Here is a 16084-nt window from a genome sequence, read left to right on the forward strand (position 1 = left end):
TTGCTCAAATAAACTTCGAGTAATTTCTACCATCAATCAATGAAAATAATTTCGATCGATCAACCAGTAAAAATCCACACAAGTTGTTCTTCATAATCTCTTAATGATCTTACTTAAAACTTCGTCAGTTTTAAGTTTAACGCTCAACACAACGCTTCGTTTCGTGTGTCTCGTCGGGATGCAGCTTATTCTATAGAGTTTTTAAACCAACGCAACCCCCATTATAGAATTTTCTATAATTTCGCATTCGAGTGTTTGTTTTTTAACCCAAGAAGTTATTTTTAACATGTTTCAAGACTATTTTGCGTGTTTTTTACACATTGCAACATTCATTTTTTAGATCATTTTTCTCATTTTAATTTTGATTATTTTGCCTTAAGACAATAAAACCAGCTTTATGCTGGTTTTATTTGAATTTATTAATTAGCCTGCTCTGCCAGCCATGACATAAACTTCTGACGTTCTGCCTTATTTGCTTTTTGCCATAATTGAATCAGTTGCTGATCAGCAGTTACTCCTGAAGGTGACTCACTAGAAGGAACTGCCACCACTTTTGATTGCACTGCTGCTGGTGTATATACAGGTGCTGGCTGATTTTGCAAAGCTGTTTTCTTTTGAGTCAAATCTGTAGTTTTTGAGAATATGCCTTGTGCCAACCATGGTTTTGGCTCAGTGTTTGCACCCACCTGCTGCACCAACATCTCATTATTTTTATCAAACAATGCCACTATAGGTTGTTCAGCATATTTTTTGGCAGCTTCAAAATTTTCCGGTGCATTGACCAGCTCCAGTCGATATTCTCCACCATCTTGTAAAATGGGCGTGCGTATAGTTACTACAGATGATTTTACAATATCGTGTTCACCATTCAAATGCTCAAAATACTGAGTGTAACGCACACTAATATTGCTAGTACCTGCATCCACCTTGTATTGATTGTTCTTGGCACGGAATAATCCCGTATTAACTTCCTGATCATTCACCGCTAGAATTTTAATTTCTTCTGGTGCTGAAATCGTGACTGCTGAAAATGCAACACCACTTACCATCAATGCAGCTGCAGCAAAAGTTAATTTTAGACTCATTCCACCATCTCTTCTTTGAATATTAAAAATAAATTGCACTATGCAATTAACAAATGACAATTTTATGACAAAGCTATTTTTAATACAGCTGTATTTTCAAGACTTTGTTGAGATAAGCTTTGCAACTTAATTGATTTATTTATCTATCATTCACTTTATCAATAAAAAGAGTGCCATTTCAGCACTCTCTTAACCTCACTTAAATGAAACATACATCAGTCAAATCTTTTGAAACGAATATTATCATCAAGAAAGGTTTTTTCTCCCGCTGGGGCTTCAATTGAACCAAACACCAGTTCGGCACGTAATTTCCAGTTTTTAGGAATATCGAAGGTGGCTGCCACCTCATCATCAATAACAGGATTGTAATGCTGCAATGAGGCACCGATATGCTGCTCTGCCAATGATGACCATACTGCAAATTGGGCAATGCCGGTAGAATGCTCTGACCATGATGGAAAATGCTCAGCATATAAGGGAAATTGTTCTTGTAGCGATTTTACCACGTCTTGATCTTCAAAAAACAATACCGTGCCATAACCTGCTGCAAAACCATTAATCTTTGTATTGGTATTTTCAAATGCTTCTTCTGGCACGAGTTTACGTAATGTTTCACGTACAATATTCCAGAATTTCGCATGTGAATCACCATATAGAGTCACGACACGTGAAGTTTGTGAATTGAAAGCAGAGGGACTATTTCGTACCGCCTCTTTAATGACATTTTCTATTTGATCAGCAGTGATTGGAACGTTTTTACCAATTGCATAAATAGTACGGCGCTGTTTCATATGGGCTAAAAATGACATGATTTCACCTTTTTTAAATTTTATTAAGCATGATTGGAATAAATTGATCTTACTTTCATTTTAGGAGCATTACATGATTATAAAAGTGACATTGTGTTTTATTTATAGAACAGTTTGATAGCTGATTTTCAATAGATATAAAATAAAAAAAGCACCCCTCAAAGGTGCTTCATTGATACGATGACCTGATTAATTCAAAATTCTAAACCGTTCAGCGGTCTGAGATTCCTGTTTGATGTCTGCTTCTTGTTCAATGGAACCGAATACCAGTTGTGCCCGTAACAACCAGGATTCATCAATATGAAAATGTTCCGATACTGCCTTATCTATACTCGGATTATAATGCTGCAAACAGGCACCAATACCTGAATCCGCCAAGGCCGTCCACACTGCATATTGCGCCATACCCGACGTCTGTTCTGACCAAACGGGAAAATCATCCGCATTAAAAGGAATTTTCTTTTGCAATTTTTGAATAATGTTCTGATCTTCATAGAACAGTACCGTTCCATACCCTGCCACGCATTGATCAATTTTCATTGCTGCACCGGCAAATACATGTACAGCAACTAATTTACGTTGCACCTCTTTGACAATTTCCCAAAATTGCTGATGGGAATCCCCAAATAACACCACAATTCTTGAGCTCTGAGAATTTAATGCGGAGGGACAGCTTCGCACAGCTTCTTGAATCAATTCTGCCAAATAGGCTTGACTAAAAGGAACCTTTTTGCCGAGAACATAAATGCTGCGACGTTTTTTCAATTGATCGACAAATGTTAATTCATTTACCTCTTCAGCAGCTCTTTTTTTAAATTTTAGTTCTTTCGTAATATCTGCCGTAAGGACATGACCAATTTTCTCTAATAATGCCACAACAGTACTCCCCAATAAGAATGCTAAAGCTTTTAAGATTTTTTCATATTCTAGCGGTTTTATAAGGAGGTTCTTTAGATACGGGATTCTTGAATGTTGGTTTTTAAATCAAACAATTCTCACTAAAACAACAAACTCCGCATTTAGCGGAGTTTGTGTGAAATGCAATGCATTTTACTTTTCAGTTTCAAATAATGCTGCAACAAATGATTTTGCCGAAAATGGACGCAGATCATCAATTTTCTCGCCCACACCAATAAAGCGAATAGGCACATGGGTACGGCTAGCGATATTAAATAGCACCCCACCTTTGGCTGTTCCATCCAGCTTGGTAATGGTGAGTCCTGTCAAGCCCACGGCTTCATCAAACATTTCAACCTGATTAATTGCATTTTGACCAGTACCCGCATCTACCACCAGCATAATTTCATGCGGTGCTGTGGCATCAATTTTTTGCATCACGCGTTTTACTTTGGTCAACTCTTGCATTAAGTGACCTTTGTTATGCAAACGGCCTGCTGTATCTGCAATCAGGACATCCACGCCTTTGGCACGTGCACTTTCGAAGGCATCAAAAATAACGGATGCACTGTCTGCACCATGACCCTGGGCAACCACTGCAATATTGTTGCGTTCGCCCCAAATTTGTAACTGTTCTGTTGCTGCCGCACGGAAGGTATCGCCCGCAGCCAGCATGACTTTTTTGCCTTCGCCTTGCAAACGTTTTGCCAACTTGCCAATTGTGGTGGTTTTACCCACGCCATTGACACCGACCACCAAAATCACAAATGGTTTTTTATTGGGATCAATATGTAAAGGTTTAACACGCGGAGCCAGCAATGCGACCAATTCTTCTTGCAACGCTTTATACAGCGAATGTGAATAAATCAGATCACCACGTGCAGTACGTTCAGTTAAATTGGCAATAATGGTTTTGGTTGCATCGACACCAATATCTGCAACCAGTAATTGCTCTTCCACCTCTTCCAGCAATTCATCATCGATTTCTTTACCACCAATGAGAATGTTGACCATACCGTCGGCAAGGTTTTTACGGGTTTTGGTTAACCCTTCTTTCATGCGGCTAAAAAAGCCACCTTTAGGCGTATGGTCTTGCTCTATTTCTGTTTGCTCTGTTTCTGTGGCTACAGGCGCAGAAACAGCAACTTGTTCATTTTGAGTTTCAACAATAGGGATATTTACCGTGGGTAAATTCGGTAAAGTGACATCGTCATCCCCGATATCAGCATCAATCAAAAATTTATTTTGCCCATTAGATTGCTGTTGCATGCCGAATCCTTGAAAAGCATAGCGTTAAAAAACAGGGATTCTAGCATAGTTTTGTCCTGCGTTTTCCAATAGACACTGAACACACCAAAAACCAACAACTTAACCTTTGCTTTCAGGCAGCAGTTTCTGAAAAATGATCATAAATATAATTTATGACTGGGGGTAAATCTTGTGCTCAAAAGCAGCTACCCACTTTTTTTAAAACCGTCTTTTTTTAAAAATCATATTTTAACGCTCATGCTGGCTTTATTGATGCTTCAAAGTGGCTGGGTACATGCAGAAACTCGCAGTAAATTGGCACGCACGACCTTTGAAACTACGCTCAAAAACGGTCTAAAAGTGATTATTCGGGAAGATCACCGTTCTCCCATGGTCATGACGCAAATCTGGTACCGGGTGGGCAGTAGTGATGAATCGGGGAATTTATTAGGCATTTCACATGTACTGGAACATATGATGTTTAAGGGTACGCAAAAAGTTCCCAATGATGAATTTACCCGCTTAAGCCGTATGTATGGCGGACGCATCAATGCCTCAACTTTTACCAATTACACCAATTATTACCAGCTCTACCCTAAAACCTATTTGCCCATGGCTTTAGAACTTGAAGCAGACCGGATGAGTAACCTGCTGTTACGCCAGCAGGATTTTGATCCTGAAATTAAGGTGGTGATGGAAGAACGGCGCTTACGCACAGATGACAATCCCAGGGCCCTGGCTTTCGAACGATTCAAATGGATCACCTATCCAACCAGCCATTATCGCCAACCGGTGATCGGCCACATGAAAAATCTGCAAAACCTTCAGCTTGAAGATGTCAAAAAATGGTATCGCGACTGGTATAGCCCCAATAATGCCCTTCTGGTGATTGTCGGTGATGTCGATGCTGAACAGACCGTATTGCAAGTGCAAAAGTATTTTGCCGATATTCCTGCCAGAAAAACCCCGCCACGTAATGACGTATTAGAATTTGACCGTATTGGTTATCGCCATATGGAACTGAATTTTCCCGTGAAAGTACCCAACCTGTTTATGGCATGGAACGTACGCTCACTGGTCACAGCCAAAAATCCGCAAGATGCGTATGCCTTAACAATTATCAGGAACATACTGGACAGTGGAATTTCTTCACGGCTGCAAGATCGCCTGGTTCGGGACAAGAAAATATTGACCGCAGTGAGTGTGTCTTATGATCCTTATAGCCGTGGTGACAGCTTATTGAGCATTTCTGCCTTGCCTGTTGACGGCAAGAGTTTATCGGAAGCTGAACAGGCCATTCAGACCGAAATCGAGCTGCTCAAAACCGAATTGATTCAACCCGAAGAAGTCGCGCGGGTGACGGCTAAATATGTCTCCAATTTAATCTATAGCCAGGATGACATTGCCGGACAGGCACGGATAATCGGCAATCTGGAAATTAACGGCTTAAGTTTTCGCTTGATGGACGAACTGCCCAAACATTTTGAAACGGTTACCCCACAAGATATACAACGCGTGGCGAATGCTTATTTTAATCGTGACAATCTGAGCACCTTATATCTTTCTCCTGAAAATAAAGCCCCATAGTGGAATTTGTTATGTTCAAGCTGCATTCTTTTTTTATTTTTGCTTCTATGCTCTGGACCCAAGCCGCATTGGCGGACATTGACTTAAATAACCTACATGATGACAACCCGGCACAGCTCAAATCTATTCCCCTGTTACAAAGCTTGCAAATCACCCATGCACAGACTCAATTCAACGCTCCCTATGTACATGAGCTGAAAAACAGATATCAAGTTCGTACGCTGTTTGTCGAATCACAGGATTTACCCATGGTCGATATTCAACTGACCTTTAATGCAGGTTCGGCACGGGATGAAGAAATCGCGCCAGGTCTATATGGTATTGCCAATATGGCAGCAAAACTGATTGATGAAGGAACAGAAAAATATACGGCTAATGAAATTGCCAGTACTTTTGAACGTGTAGGCGCTCAATTTAGTGCCGGTGCTTATCGGGACATGTTTATCGTTAAATTACGGGTGTTGTCTGACCCCAATAAACTTGAACCTGCTTTAGGCATGCTGCTGGAAGTGCTAAACCATTCAACCTTTAAAAAATCCAGTATCGATCTGGTATTAAATAATACTCAAGTCGGCCAGAAACAGATCCAGGAAAGTCCTGGCCGCATGATGAATATCCTGTTTTACCGTGCTTTATATGGAAAACATGCCTATGCCGAACCCATTCCCGGGACTCAGCGCAGTATTAGCAAAATCACACCGGCACAACTGCAACAATTTAGTGATCAATTTTTGGTGGCACAAAACCTGAACATTGCCATTACCGGTCAACTCAGTCCCAAACAGGCGCAGCAACTTTCTGAACGTATCGCAGGCAACCTGAAACAGGGAAAAAAAGCCCAACCCTTGGCTCAACCCGTCGATAAATCAGGTTTCGATATTCGCCACATCAAGTTTAACTCCAGTCAGGCGCATGTCATGATGGGACAATTGGGTCCTACACGCTTTGATCCGGATCGGCTCGCTTTGGAAGTGGCTAACCAGATGTTTGGTGGAAGTGGTTTTAATTCTATTTTAATGAAAGAATTACGGGTTAAGCGCGGTTTTACCTATGGCGCTTATAGTTCATTTACATTTAGCCAGGCGCCAGGAACGTTCAGTTTTAGTTATTCGACCCGACAAGACCAGTTGCTCGACAGCATACAGGTTGCTCATCAGGCCTTGGTTAATTTTGTCAGCCAGCCCATTAACCAGAAACAGCTGGAAGAAACCAAGGCCGGCATGTTGCGCGCTTTTCCAAACAACTATAGTAGCAATGCCAATATCAATGCACAGTTAGGTTCTATAGGATTTTACAATCAACCTGCTGATCATTTAAGCAGTTATCCAAAATTATTAGAAAAAATTACTGTACTGGATGTTCAGAATGCCCTTCAAAAACATTTGCACCCTGAACGTCTGACCATCATTGTAGTCAATGACAAATTAGACAAACCCGCGTTGGAGGCAGTATTAAAACAAGATTTAAATCCACCCGCTCCCGCAAACACGCCTTCAATTAAACCAGCTCCCAAAACAATTATTGCTCCGCTTGTAAAGCAGGCAATTGATGAGCCTGGGTCATCTCCAGATGATGCGCCTGCATCAATTTAAAATATTGGGCATAAGGAATCTGGGGTTGCTGCATCAGCAGCAGAGCCATTTCCTGAGTCGCTGGATAATTGGCTTGAGCTGAAAGCTGTACGACATTTTCAAATTGTTTGACCGTAATGGGTCGGTGCAGCGCAATGAAAGCAAGAATCAAGATAATGGCAATGATGGTAACGACAAATCCGTTATAAATATCTTCCAGCTTTATTTTAGATTTTAAGTGAACAATTTTTTGTAAAGCAATATGCATAACCTACCTCGAATTCAAGGTAGTGTAGGATGCAGCATAAAGAAGCACAAGCAGATTTGCTCAATTTCACTGTATTTGTAACAGAAATTGAGCAAATCAAAATCGGCGATTAGACAATGACATTCCGGATTACTGCAAAGTAAAGCACAAATGCGATAATTCCCAATACCAATAGAATTGCGAAAGCTCCCACTCCTCTTTCAGCATGCACGGGATGCAGCTCATCATCGTCTGCTATGCGCAGTAACTCACCATTATAGACATTATAAAAATCCTCACGTTGCTGTATATCCAGCTGACGAGTAAAATCATATACTCTCTTACGCTGGGCTAAACAATAATTACCCAGGTGAATTTCTTGATGAAAAATAGCTTCGTCTAAATTTTTACGGTGCTGATGTGCAAGTTCAATGATTTGGTCTGTAGTGGGAGGCAAATCAAACGTAAAACCATCTAATGTTTTTGTCATGTTATTCTCCTTATATGTCAAGTTCCTCTATTAACATACTAAGCAAAAATCATTTTGTACATTGTTTAATCATGTAACCTTGATTTTAACAATACAGCCCATAGATATTGTTTGACAATTTAGGTTCGATGTAATATTACTTTAACAAAGCCTAGTTAAATTAGTATCAAGACAAACTTAATAGTCTATCTAGCTAGCAATCATAATTACAATAAGGAGTTTAATATGATTCAACAAATCTCTCATCAAGACCTAGAACATGCATATGCAGATGCAGTGAATACAATTCAGTCTCAAATGAATTTTGCAGATGCGGTTCAAAAACTGGAAGAAGTCGCTCGTGCCGGACATGGTAAAGCAGCCTTGTTTTTAGCTGAACTTTACTATCAAGGTTTCCGCGTAGAACGTGACTCACTCAAAGCCCAATACTGGCAGAAGCTGGCCACCATGCAAGCTTAATCAAACGTCACCAAGGTGGCGTTTTTTAATGCCTGCTCTTTTTAAATACATATTCATTTACATTATTTCTCAAAGCTTACACTGAACTTTCATGTTCCTTCCCTACAATAACTGCTGAATTCACTACATGTATTCTGGTATGAATCAAATTAATTCATTACAGCCTATTCCTAAAGATTTATTTTTTAAGATCACGATTTTAAAATCTATGATGTACTGTGGTGTACTTTGGGGTTTATATCATCAGCAGGGTTGGGCCATGATGTCCGACCATGAAGATTTTATTTTCCCATTCTGGTTAAACGGTATGCAGGCACAAAAATATGCTGAACGTCATTGGCCAAATTATACGCCACGTAAGATTACTTCAGCAGATTTTCAGGACTTGCTGTTACCAACACTCACTCGTTTAAATGTTACCCCCGCACTTTGCAATTCATCTAGCCAAAAATTTAAATTGACCACACAACAGATGCGGCATTTCTTTTTTGCCGAATCTTTACAATCTGCTTGAGGGTTTGCCACAGATATTAAAAGTGAAATATCGATAAATGTAAATTTTTATTAATGACCTGAAAAGTATTTGCATTTTTCTGATTTCGCGCTAAGTTTAATGTCAAATAAGGAACAAGAAGGACGATAATAAATGACCAATGTTGCACAAGTTATTCACGATAAAACTGATAAAACCATCTTTACGATTCGCCCAGACTCAACGGTACTTGAAGCAATTTCGCTTATGGCAGATAAAGGCATTGGTGCACTGGTAGTGACCGATCAAGAGAAAGTAGTCGGTATTCTTTCTGAACGTGATTACATGCGTAAAGTGACGTTGATGGAACGAACATCTAAAGAAACCACAGTCGGTGAAATCATGACTGCCAAAGTACTCACAGTTACTAAATCTAACAGTGTTGAAGACTGTTTAAGTTTAATGACTGATCGCCATTTACGTCATCTTCCCGTTGTTGAAAATGAAAAACTGGTGGGTTTGATCTCTATTGGCGATTTAGTTAAAGCCGTGATGGATGACCAGCGCAAACTCATTGATCAGTTACAACAATATATTGCCAGTTAAGACTGAAAATACATAAAAAAACCTCTCGATCTGAGAGGTTTTTTAATTTTTCCAACCAGAAATTAACCCTTATCTTAAAAAAATAGGGACATATTTTTAGTTCAAGCCTAATTTCTCTGCCACATAATCCGAGTCTTTATCGCCACGACCCGAAACATTCACGACAATTTTCACATCTTTCGCCATTTTGGGTGCTTCACGTAAAGCCCAGGCGACTGCATGTGAACTTTCCAGTGCAGGGACAATCCCCTCTACTCGTGAAAGTGTCATAAAGGCATCCAGACATTCCTGATCCGTTGCCGTGGTATATTCCACACGGCCCAAGTCTTTAAGCAGGCTATGCTGTGGACCTACACCCGGGTAATCCAGACCCGAAGCAATCGAGTGTACCGGTAAAGGCTCGCCTTGCTCATCTTCAAGGACATAACATGCCATCCCGTGAAGCTGGCTTGGTTTACCCAAAGTCAAGGTTGCCGAGTGCATCGTGGTATCTAAACCATGGCCCGCAGGTTCTACACCGACCAGCTTGACATCAGCATCATTCAAGAAGGCTGTGAAAGCGCCCATGGCATTTGAACCACCACCGACACAAGCTACGATGTAATCTGGATTTGAACCAAAACGCTCATTGGTCTGAACTTTGATTTCATCGCCAATAATCGCCTGAAAGTCACGCACCATTTTCGGGAAAGGATGTGGACCAACCACTGAACCAATGGCATAAATGAAGCTTTTCGGGTCTTTCAAGTATTCTTCAAATGCGCTGTCTACGGCATCTTTTAAAGTGGCTGTGCCGCGTGTGACAGAAATCAGGTTGGCACCCAGAATTTTCATTTTGACCACATTCGGATGTTCTTTTTCAATATCCACTTGACCCATGTGAATTTCACAGGGAATACCCACTAGAGCACATGCAGTTGCCAATGCCACCCCATGTTGCCCTGCGCCTGTTTCCGCGATTACTTTCTTTTTGCCCATATATTTGGCAAGTAAAGCTTCACCAAGACAGTGGTTAATTTTATGTGCACCGGTGTGATTTAAATCCTCTCGTTTCAGGTAAATTTGCGCTCCACCCAATTGGTCAGACAAACGCTTGGCATGAAACAGTGGACTTGGACGCCCCACATAATTGGCAAATAAATCTGCCAGTTCATTCTGGAATTCAGCAGTATGGCGAATTTGCTCATACGCCACATTAATTTCGTCCATCGCCTCTTTTAAATGAGGTGGAATAAACTGACCGCCATATGCGCCAAAGAAACCTTCTTCATTAGGTAATGGGATGCCATTAATTTGATGCGTCATATTGAATTCCTTCATTTAAAACAAGCTCTTCGCTTTATGATGCTGTGATCAAGCATTTTATCGAGCCAAATATTTCGTCATATCTTCCACGCCTTTCAAGGTCATGGGATACATATGATCTTCAAAAATCTGCTTAATTTGACCAATAGTGTGGGTGTAATGCCAATAACGGTCTTCTTCAGGGTTCAGCCAGGCCGTTTTTTCAAAATGTTGGCGCAGGCGCTGCAACCAGACAATACCGGATTCATCATTCATGTATTCAACCGAGCCGCCCACCGAGTTCAGCTCATAAGGTGCCATACTGGCATCTCCCACCACAATTACCCGATAGTCGCGCCCATAGGTATTGAATAGATCCCAGGTATTCATGCGGGTATTGGAACGGCGGATATTGTCTTTCCAGACATAATCATAAAGACAATTATGGAAATAAAAATATTCCAGGGTTTTGAATTCGGTCTTGGCTGCACTGAACAGTTTTTCACATTGCGCAATATACGAATCCATCGATCCACCGACATCAAACAGCATCAAGACTTTAATACGGTTGCGACGCTCCGGCACCAGCTGCACATCCAGAATGCCCTGCTTGGCGGTTTCACGAATCGTACCATTAATATCCAGCTCTTCAGCTGCACCCTGACGGGCAAACTTGCGTAAACGGCGGAGAGCCATCTGCATTTGCCGGGTACCCAAAATCTGTTCGTCATCGAGGTTTTGGTATTTGCGCTGTTCCCAGACTTTAACGGCGGAGCGTTTACGTCCCGGTCCACCAATCCGTACACCTTCAGGATGATCACCATAGGCACCAAAGGGCGATGTGCCACCGGTACCGATCATCTTGTTCCCGCCCTGATGCTTCTTGTGCTGCTCGCGAAGACGCTCTTCCAGCATCTTCATCAATTCTTCCAGTGAACCGGCTTTTTTCAGTTCTTCCCGCTGTTCAGGCGTGAGATGCTTTTCCAGAAGTTCCAGATCAAACCAGTCTTTTGGCAGTTTATGCACCTGATTGAGCAAATCATCCAGATCAAAAGTGGAAATGCCATCAAAGTAATCTTTCATGGCCCGGTCAAACTTGTCAAAGAAACGTTCATCTTTGACCATCACCGTTTTTGCCAGTTGATAGAACTCGTCCTGATTGGCAAACACCAGCCCTGAAGCCACGGCTTCATTCAAATCAATCAGTTCACGCGTGGATACCGGCACACCGTATTTGCGTAAGGTATAAAACAATCGCACAAACATGCGTGTTTCTCCCCTAGCGACGTGACATAAAGGCTAAACGTTCAAGCAGCTGTACATCTTGCTCGTTTTTAATCAGCGCACCGTACAAGGGTGGAATCGCTTTGGATTTGTCATGATTGCGCAGAATATCTTCCGGCATGTCATCAGCCATCAGTAGACTGAGCCAGTCAATCAGTTCAGAGGTTGATGGCGGTTTCTTTAAGCCCGGTACCTGGCGAAGCTTGAAGAATACCTGTAAGGCTTCGTTGACCAAAGCGGCAGACACTTGCGGAAAATGCACATCAATAATTTCGCGCATGGTCGCTTCATCCGGGAATTCAATATAATGGAAGAAACAGCGACGCAAGAACGCATCCGGCAATTCTTTTTCATTATTTGAAGTAATAATCACGATTGGACGTTGTGTCGCCGTGATGGTTTCCCCGGTTTCATAAACAAAAAACGACATTTTGTCGAGTTCATGCAATAAGTCATTCGGAAACTCAATGTCTGCCTTGTCAATTTCATCAATCAACAATACACAGCGTTGTTCACTGGTGAAGGCTTCCCACAATTTTCCAGGTTTGATGTAGTTTTTAATGTCATAAACACGATCGTCGCCTAGCTGGCTATCACGCAAACGTGATACAGCATCGTATTCATACAAGCCTTGCTGTGCTTTGGTGGTCGACTTGATGTGCCAGGTGAGCAGCTTAAGTCCCAGGCTTTCCGCAACTTGCTCGGCAAGTAGGGTTTTACCCGTTCCCGGCTCACCTTTAACCAAAAGCGGCTTTTGCAAGCTACGTGCTGCCTTGACGGCAAGTTTCAAACTATCAGTCGCAATGTACTGATCTGTACCTAGAAATTGTTGAGTATCCACAGACATGATCTAACCTTATTGTTTTACTTAAAGCGGTGAACTATTTTTGTTTGCGGCAAATCTTGCCTTGTTGGCCATATATTTTGACCATAATGCTCCAATCACCAAGCCCAGCCCGACCACAAAGAGAATCAGAGAGGCATTTGACCAGATCAAGGCTTTTTCTTTGGTTAAAATGCCAAATAGCAGTCCAAAAAAAGCTGGGGCAATAGAAGCATTATTTCCTTCAGAAACTGTAGGCGTCAGTAGAATGGCAAAGCCGATGAGCCATGTCATTCCACCTAGCGGCTTAGGCAAACGTCTGGCAATCAGGTACCAAGCCCAGAGAATAATCACACTTCCTACCAGATATACCGTGACAGCAATGCTATCTTCAGGAATTGAATCCAGTAGTGAAAGAAAACTATTCATCGTTACAACTCCCGATTAACCATTAAGCGCCGCGCAGCCCTTCAGGTGCCACAGCATTGGGATTGATTAATCCTTCCGGAGGAACTTGAATAAAGAAACCTTTCGTTTCAATAGAGTCAATCACATGCAATACATTTACACGCGCCAGTTTACGGCTTTCGGTTAACTCCAAATCCATGACAAAAGTTGCACGTCCAAATGCGACGCGCATCGCTTCCGGTAAAACTTCCAGCGGATTGACTGCCTCTGCTTCATTTTCAGTGGCTTCCGGACGGGCGATGTAAAGATACATTTCATCTTTTTTGCTAGATTTAAAAATTGAACAATGCATAGTTGAAACAGTACTCATAAAACTCAGGACAAAGCATACAGCAAAAAAAAGACTGAGACATTAATGATTATTAACGCATCAGTCGTGATTGTGTGTAAATGTTAATTCTTTGAACAAAATGGTTAAAAATTAATCTATCACTTTCATTTGCGTAGACAGATAACGTTCATCTGCATGTAACACATCAATCAGTGGCTTGGTCAGAACATCATAGCGCCAACCAAGCAGATAAGCGGGCAAATCCTGTTCATCATTATGAAATACCACATGCTGATATAGTGCATTGAGCCATTTTTTACGCATCAATACTTCTTTAGGTACCGTAGTTTCCTGCACCACGGCCTGAATGACATTCTCCACTCTTTCACCAATTTCTTTGGATGAGTGACGAATTGGACGTGCCATACGCAGTGGCCATTCTGCCTGTTCAGGCAAAAACTTAAGTAGGTCCAGAATGGTTTTACCATACTCACGCACAATATTTTGACGAATATCTTTAATACTAGACAACTGGAAATGATTACGCGGATTTTTTTCCACCAGATCAATCAGGGTGGAATTTTTCAGAATAAAGCTGCGAGGATAATTCAAGGCTTTGACCATCTGTTCGCGCCACACAGCCAGTTGTTGCAACTGCATCAATTGACGGCGTGAATGCCGGTAGTTTCCAATATCGTGATAAAGCAACTCTAGAGGTGTTTCCTGACCAATTTCATGGGTCAGATGACGGCAATCTTCCAGGGCAAAATCCAGTAAGTGCTTATCGCCTAATTCCTGCTGGATCTTATTCGATAGATTCATCAGATATAGTACGTCATTCGCCGCATAGGTGAGTTGCTCAGAGCTTAACGGACGCGCCAACCAGTCAGATCGGGTCTGGTCTTTATCAATGTCCACATCCAGCATGTGCTTTAACGCATTTTGATAGCTTACCTGTAGCCCATGACCTAAAAAAGACATGCCAATCTGGGTATCAAAAACATTGCTTAGGCTTTTTTGCTGTGAGTAATGATAAATTAAATCAATATCTTCACTGCAGGCATGGAAAATATTCTGCTGGGCCTGAAACAATTTTTTCCAGAATGCCGACAGGTCTAAACTTGTGCCATCAAGTAAAAAAACCCGATCCGCAACATTAATTTGAAATACACCGAGTTTAGGCCAAAGAGTATCCACCTTGATGAATTCGGTATCCAATCCATAAATGGATGTCTGCCCCATCAAGTGCAGAATATCTTCTAAATCTTTTTGTTGATGAATGAACTGAAACATATTACCGAGTCTAAAAGCAGATTCTCTTGAAAAGTATATTAACCGATATATAACATTTAGATATAACAAAATCTACATCTAGCGTATATATTCACCATATTTTAATATTTAAATAAAAAATCAACATTTTTTTATATTTTTTTTGTATAAGTTTAAGACTATTTTTCTCGTAAATGCCACCCAGTTCTTATTCTTGTCAAAAATAATGAAATAAGCACCTGGGTACTTATTTCATACGCATACGATTATGCACCGCCTGACTTAAAGTATGACTATCCACATATTCAAGTTCTCCCCCTTGAGGAACACCTTGAGCTATGCGGGTCATCTGAACAGGCAAATGCTTGGTTGCTTCCACCAGATAATGTGCTGTCGCCTGACCTTCTACCGTAGCATTGGTTGCCAATATGACTTCTGAAACCGTGCCCTGACTCAAGCGCTGAATCAGGTAGGGAATGCCAATTTCTTCCGGTCCAATTCCGTCCAGTGGCGATAAATGCCCACCCAGCACATGGTACTTGCCACGAAAGCTGCCGCTTTGTTCAATTGCCATCACATCTGCCGGTGATTCCACTACACAGAGCAGCTGATCATCACGTTCATGCGAAAGGCAGATATCGCAGACTTCATTTTCAGTCAGCGAATGGCAAATGCTGCATTCATGAATATAGGTGGCGGCTTCATTTAAAGCATGAGCCAGACCCACGGCACCTTCCCGGTTTTTCATGATCAGGTGTAATGCCATGCGCTGAGCCGATTTCGGCCCAACACTTGGCAAAATCCGTAAGGCTTGAACCAGTTGATCAAATCGATCACTAAACACTGGACGTATTCCTTAGAATAAACCGGAAAGGCCTGGTGGCAAGCCCATACCAGCATTAGCCGCCTTCATTTTTTCTTCGGAAATGGCTTCGGCCTGACGTGCAGCATCATTTATTGCAGCTGCGATTAGGTCTTCAATCATGTCGGCATCATCTTGCAGCAATTCAGGGCTGATTTCGATACGTTTTACCACGTTACGGCAAGTCATGGTGACTTTTACCAGACCGCCGCCTGCTTCAGCATGAACTTCAGTTTGCGCAAGCTGTTCTTTGGCCTTTTTAACATTTGCTTCCATATCTTTTTGCATGCGCTGTGCTTGCTGCATCAACATGTTAATGTTCATAAAATACTCCGAACACAAAACTTAA

The 16084-nt window shown here is 41.6% G+C and carries 19 protein-coding genes; 5 read left to right on the forward strand and 14 right to left on the reverse strand.

The genetic code is table 11. The annotated features are described in order from the left end of the window. Positions 1-419: 419 nt before the first annotated feature. The 4 genes from ACPUEY_RS09175 to ftsY form a co-directional block, all read right to left on the reverse strand. On the reverse strand, positions 420-1085 hold the full coding sequence (locus ACPUEY_RS09175; protein ID WP_425121878.1) for a DUF2057 family protein: 666 nt from the start codon (positions 1083-1085) through the stop codon (positions 420-422). A 215-nt stretch (positions 1086-1300) separates the two neighbouring features. Further along, positions 1301-1894 carry a nitroreductase family protein gene (locus ACPUEY_RS09180; RefSeq protein ID WP_425121879.1) on the reverse strand — a complete coding sequence of 198 codons (594 nt, stop codon included), beginning with the start codon at positions 1892-1894 and terminating at the stop codon, positions 1301-1303. Between the two features lie 189 nt (positions 1895-2083). Then, positions 2084-2770 carry a nitroreductase family protein gene (locus ACPUEY_RS09185; protein WP_092819493.1) on the reverse strand — a complete coding sequence of 229 codons (687 nt, stop codon included), beginning with the start codon at positions 2768-2770 and terminating at the stop codon, positions 2084-2086. A 174-nt stretch (positions 2771-2944) separates the two neighbouring features. After that, positions 2945-4060, reverse strand: a complete 1116-nt coding sequence (gene ftsY, locus ACPUEY_RS09190; RefSeq protein WP_425121880.1) for a signal recognition particle-docking protein FtsY — start codon at positions 4058-4060, stop codon at positions 2945-2947. Between the two features lie 237 nt (positions 4061-4297). Between ftsY and ACPUEY_RS09195 the strand changes: the two genes are divergently transcribed. Next, a complete protein-coding gene (locus ACPUEY_RS09195; RefSeq protein ID WP_425121881.1) occupies positions 4298-5626 on the forward strand; it encodes a M16 family metallopeptidase in 1329 nt (442 codons plus the stop codon). 11 nt (positions 5627-5637) lie between these two features. Next, the gene (locus ACPUEY_RS09200; protein WP_425121882.1) at positions 5638-7218 is read left to right on the forward strand and encodes a M16 family metallopeptidase; all 1581 of its coding nucleotides are present in this window, start codon (positions 5638-5640) and stop codon (positions 7216-7218) included. Here ACPUEY_RS09200 and ACPUEY_RS09205 read toward each other — a convergent pair. Both ACPUEY_RS09205 and ACPUEY_RS09210 read right to left on the reverse strand, forming a co-directional pair. Then, on the reverse strand, positions 7145-7465 hold the full coding sequence (locus tag ACPUEY_RS09205) for a hypothetical protein (protein ID WP_425121883.1): 321 nt from the start codon (positions 7463-7465) through the stop codon (positions 7145-7147). The genes ACPUEY_RS09200 and ACPUEY_RS09205 overlap by 74 nt on opposite strands. Positions 7466-7574: 109 nt before the next feature. Next, entirely contained in the window at positions 7575-7934 is a 360-nt protein-coding gene (locus tag ACPUEY_RS09210) for a hypothetical protein (RefSeq protein WP_092819489.1), read from the reverse strand. A gap of 225 nt (positions 7935-8159) precedes the next feature. On the opposite strand from ACPUEY_RS09210, the gene ACPUEY_RS09215 reads away from it, so the two are divergent. The 3 genes from ACPUEY_RS09215 to ACPUEY_RS09225 all read left to right on the forward strand — a co-directional run bounded on the left by ACPUEY_RS09215 (position 8160) and on the right by ACPUEY_RS09225 (position 9471). After that, positions 8160-8393, forward strand: a complete 234-nt coding sequence (locus tag ACPUEY_RS09215) for a hypothetical protein (protein ID WP_086196293.1) — start codon at positions 8160-8162, stop codon at positions 8391-8393. Positions 8394-8532: 139 nt separating this feature from the next. Then, on the forward strand, positions 8533-8907 hold the full coding sequence (locus ACPUEY_RS09220; protein WP_261181016.1) for a DUF2750 domain-containing protein: 375 nt from the start codon (positions 8533-8535) through the stop codon (positions 8905-8907). Positions 8908-9039: 132 nt separating this feature from the next. Beyond that, positions 9040-9471 carry a CBS domain-containing protein gene (locus ACPUEY_RS09225; RefSeq protein ID WP_261181015.1) on the forward strand — a complete coding sequence of 144 codons (432 nt, stop codon included), beginning with the start codon at positions 9040-9042 and terminating at the stop codon, positions 9469-9471. Positions 9472-9567: 96 nt separating this feature from the next. On the opposite strand, the gene trpB is transcribed toward ACPUEY_RS09225, so the two are convergent. The 8 genes from trpB to ACPUEY_RS09265 form a co-directional block, all read right to left on the reverse strand. Further along, positions 9568-10776: a tryptophan synthase subunit beta gene (gene trpB / locus ACPUEY_RS09230; RefSeq protein WP_425121884.1), complete on the reverse strand. Its 1209-nt coding sequence runs from the start codon at positions 10774-10776 to the stop codon at positions 9568-9570. 57 nt (positions 10777-10833) lie between these two features. Further along, positions 10834-12021: a vWA domain-containing protein gene (locus ACPUEY_RS09235; RefSeq protein ID WP_425121885.1), complete on the reverse strand. Its 1188-nt coding sequence runs from the start codon at positions 12019-12021 to the stop codon at positions 10834-10836. Between the two features lie 13 nt (positions 12022-12034). Then, a complete protein-coding gene (locus ACPUEY_RS09240) occupies positions 12035-12886 on the reverse strand; it encodes an AAA family ATPase (RefSeq protein ID WP_092819485.1) in 852 nt (283 codons plus the stop codon). 21 nt (positions 12887-12907) lie between these two features. Beyond that, positions 12908-13291 (reverse strand): hypothetical protein, encoded by a 384-nt coding sequence (locus ACPUEY_RS09245; protein ID WP_092819484.1) that lies wholly within the window; start codon positions 13289-13291, stop codon positions 12908-12910. 22 nt (positions 13292-13313) lie between these two features. Then, a complete protein-coding gene (locus tag ACPUEY_RS09250; protein WP_092819483.1) occupies positions 13314-13622 on the reverse strand; it encodes a YcgL domain-containing protein in 309 nt (102 codons plus the stop codon). A 129-nt stretch (positions 13623-13751) separates the two neighbouring features. Then, entirely contained in the window at positions 13752-14894 is a 1143-nt protein-coding gene (locus ACPUEY_RS09255; RefSeq protein WP_425121886.1) for a ribonuclease D, read from the reverse strand. A 226-nt stretch (positions 14895-15120) separates the two neighbouring features. Then, complete coding sequence (gene recR, locus ACPUEY_RS09260; protein ID WP_261181001.1) at positions 15121-15717, reverse strand: recombination mediator RecR; 597 nt, start codon at positions 15715-15717, stop codon at positions 15121-15123. Positions 15718-15729: 12 nt separating this feature from the next. Further along, on the reverse strand, positions 15730-16059 hold the full coding sequence (locus ACPUEY_RS09265) for a YbaB/EbfC family nucleoid-associated protein (RefSeq protein WP_425121887.1): 330 nt from the start codon (positions 16057-16059) through the stop codon (positions 15730-15732). Positions 16060-16084 lie beyond the last annotated feature (25 nt).

This window comes from Acinetobacter sp. G11 (genome assembly GCF_049808495.1).
GTDB classification, from domain to species: Bacteria; Pseudomonadota; Gammaproteobacteria; order Pseudomonadales; family Moraxellaceae; genus Acinetobacter; species Acinetobacter kookii.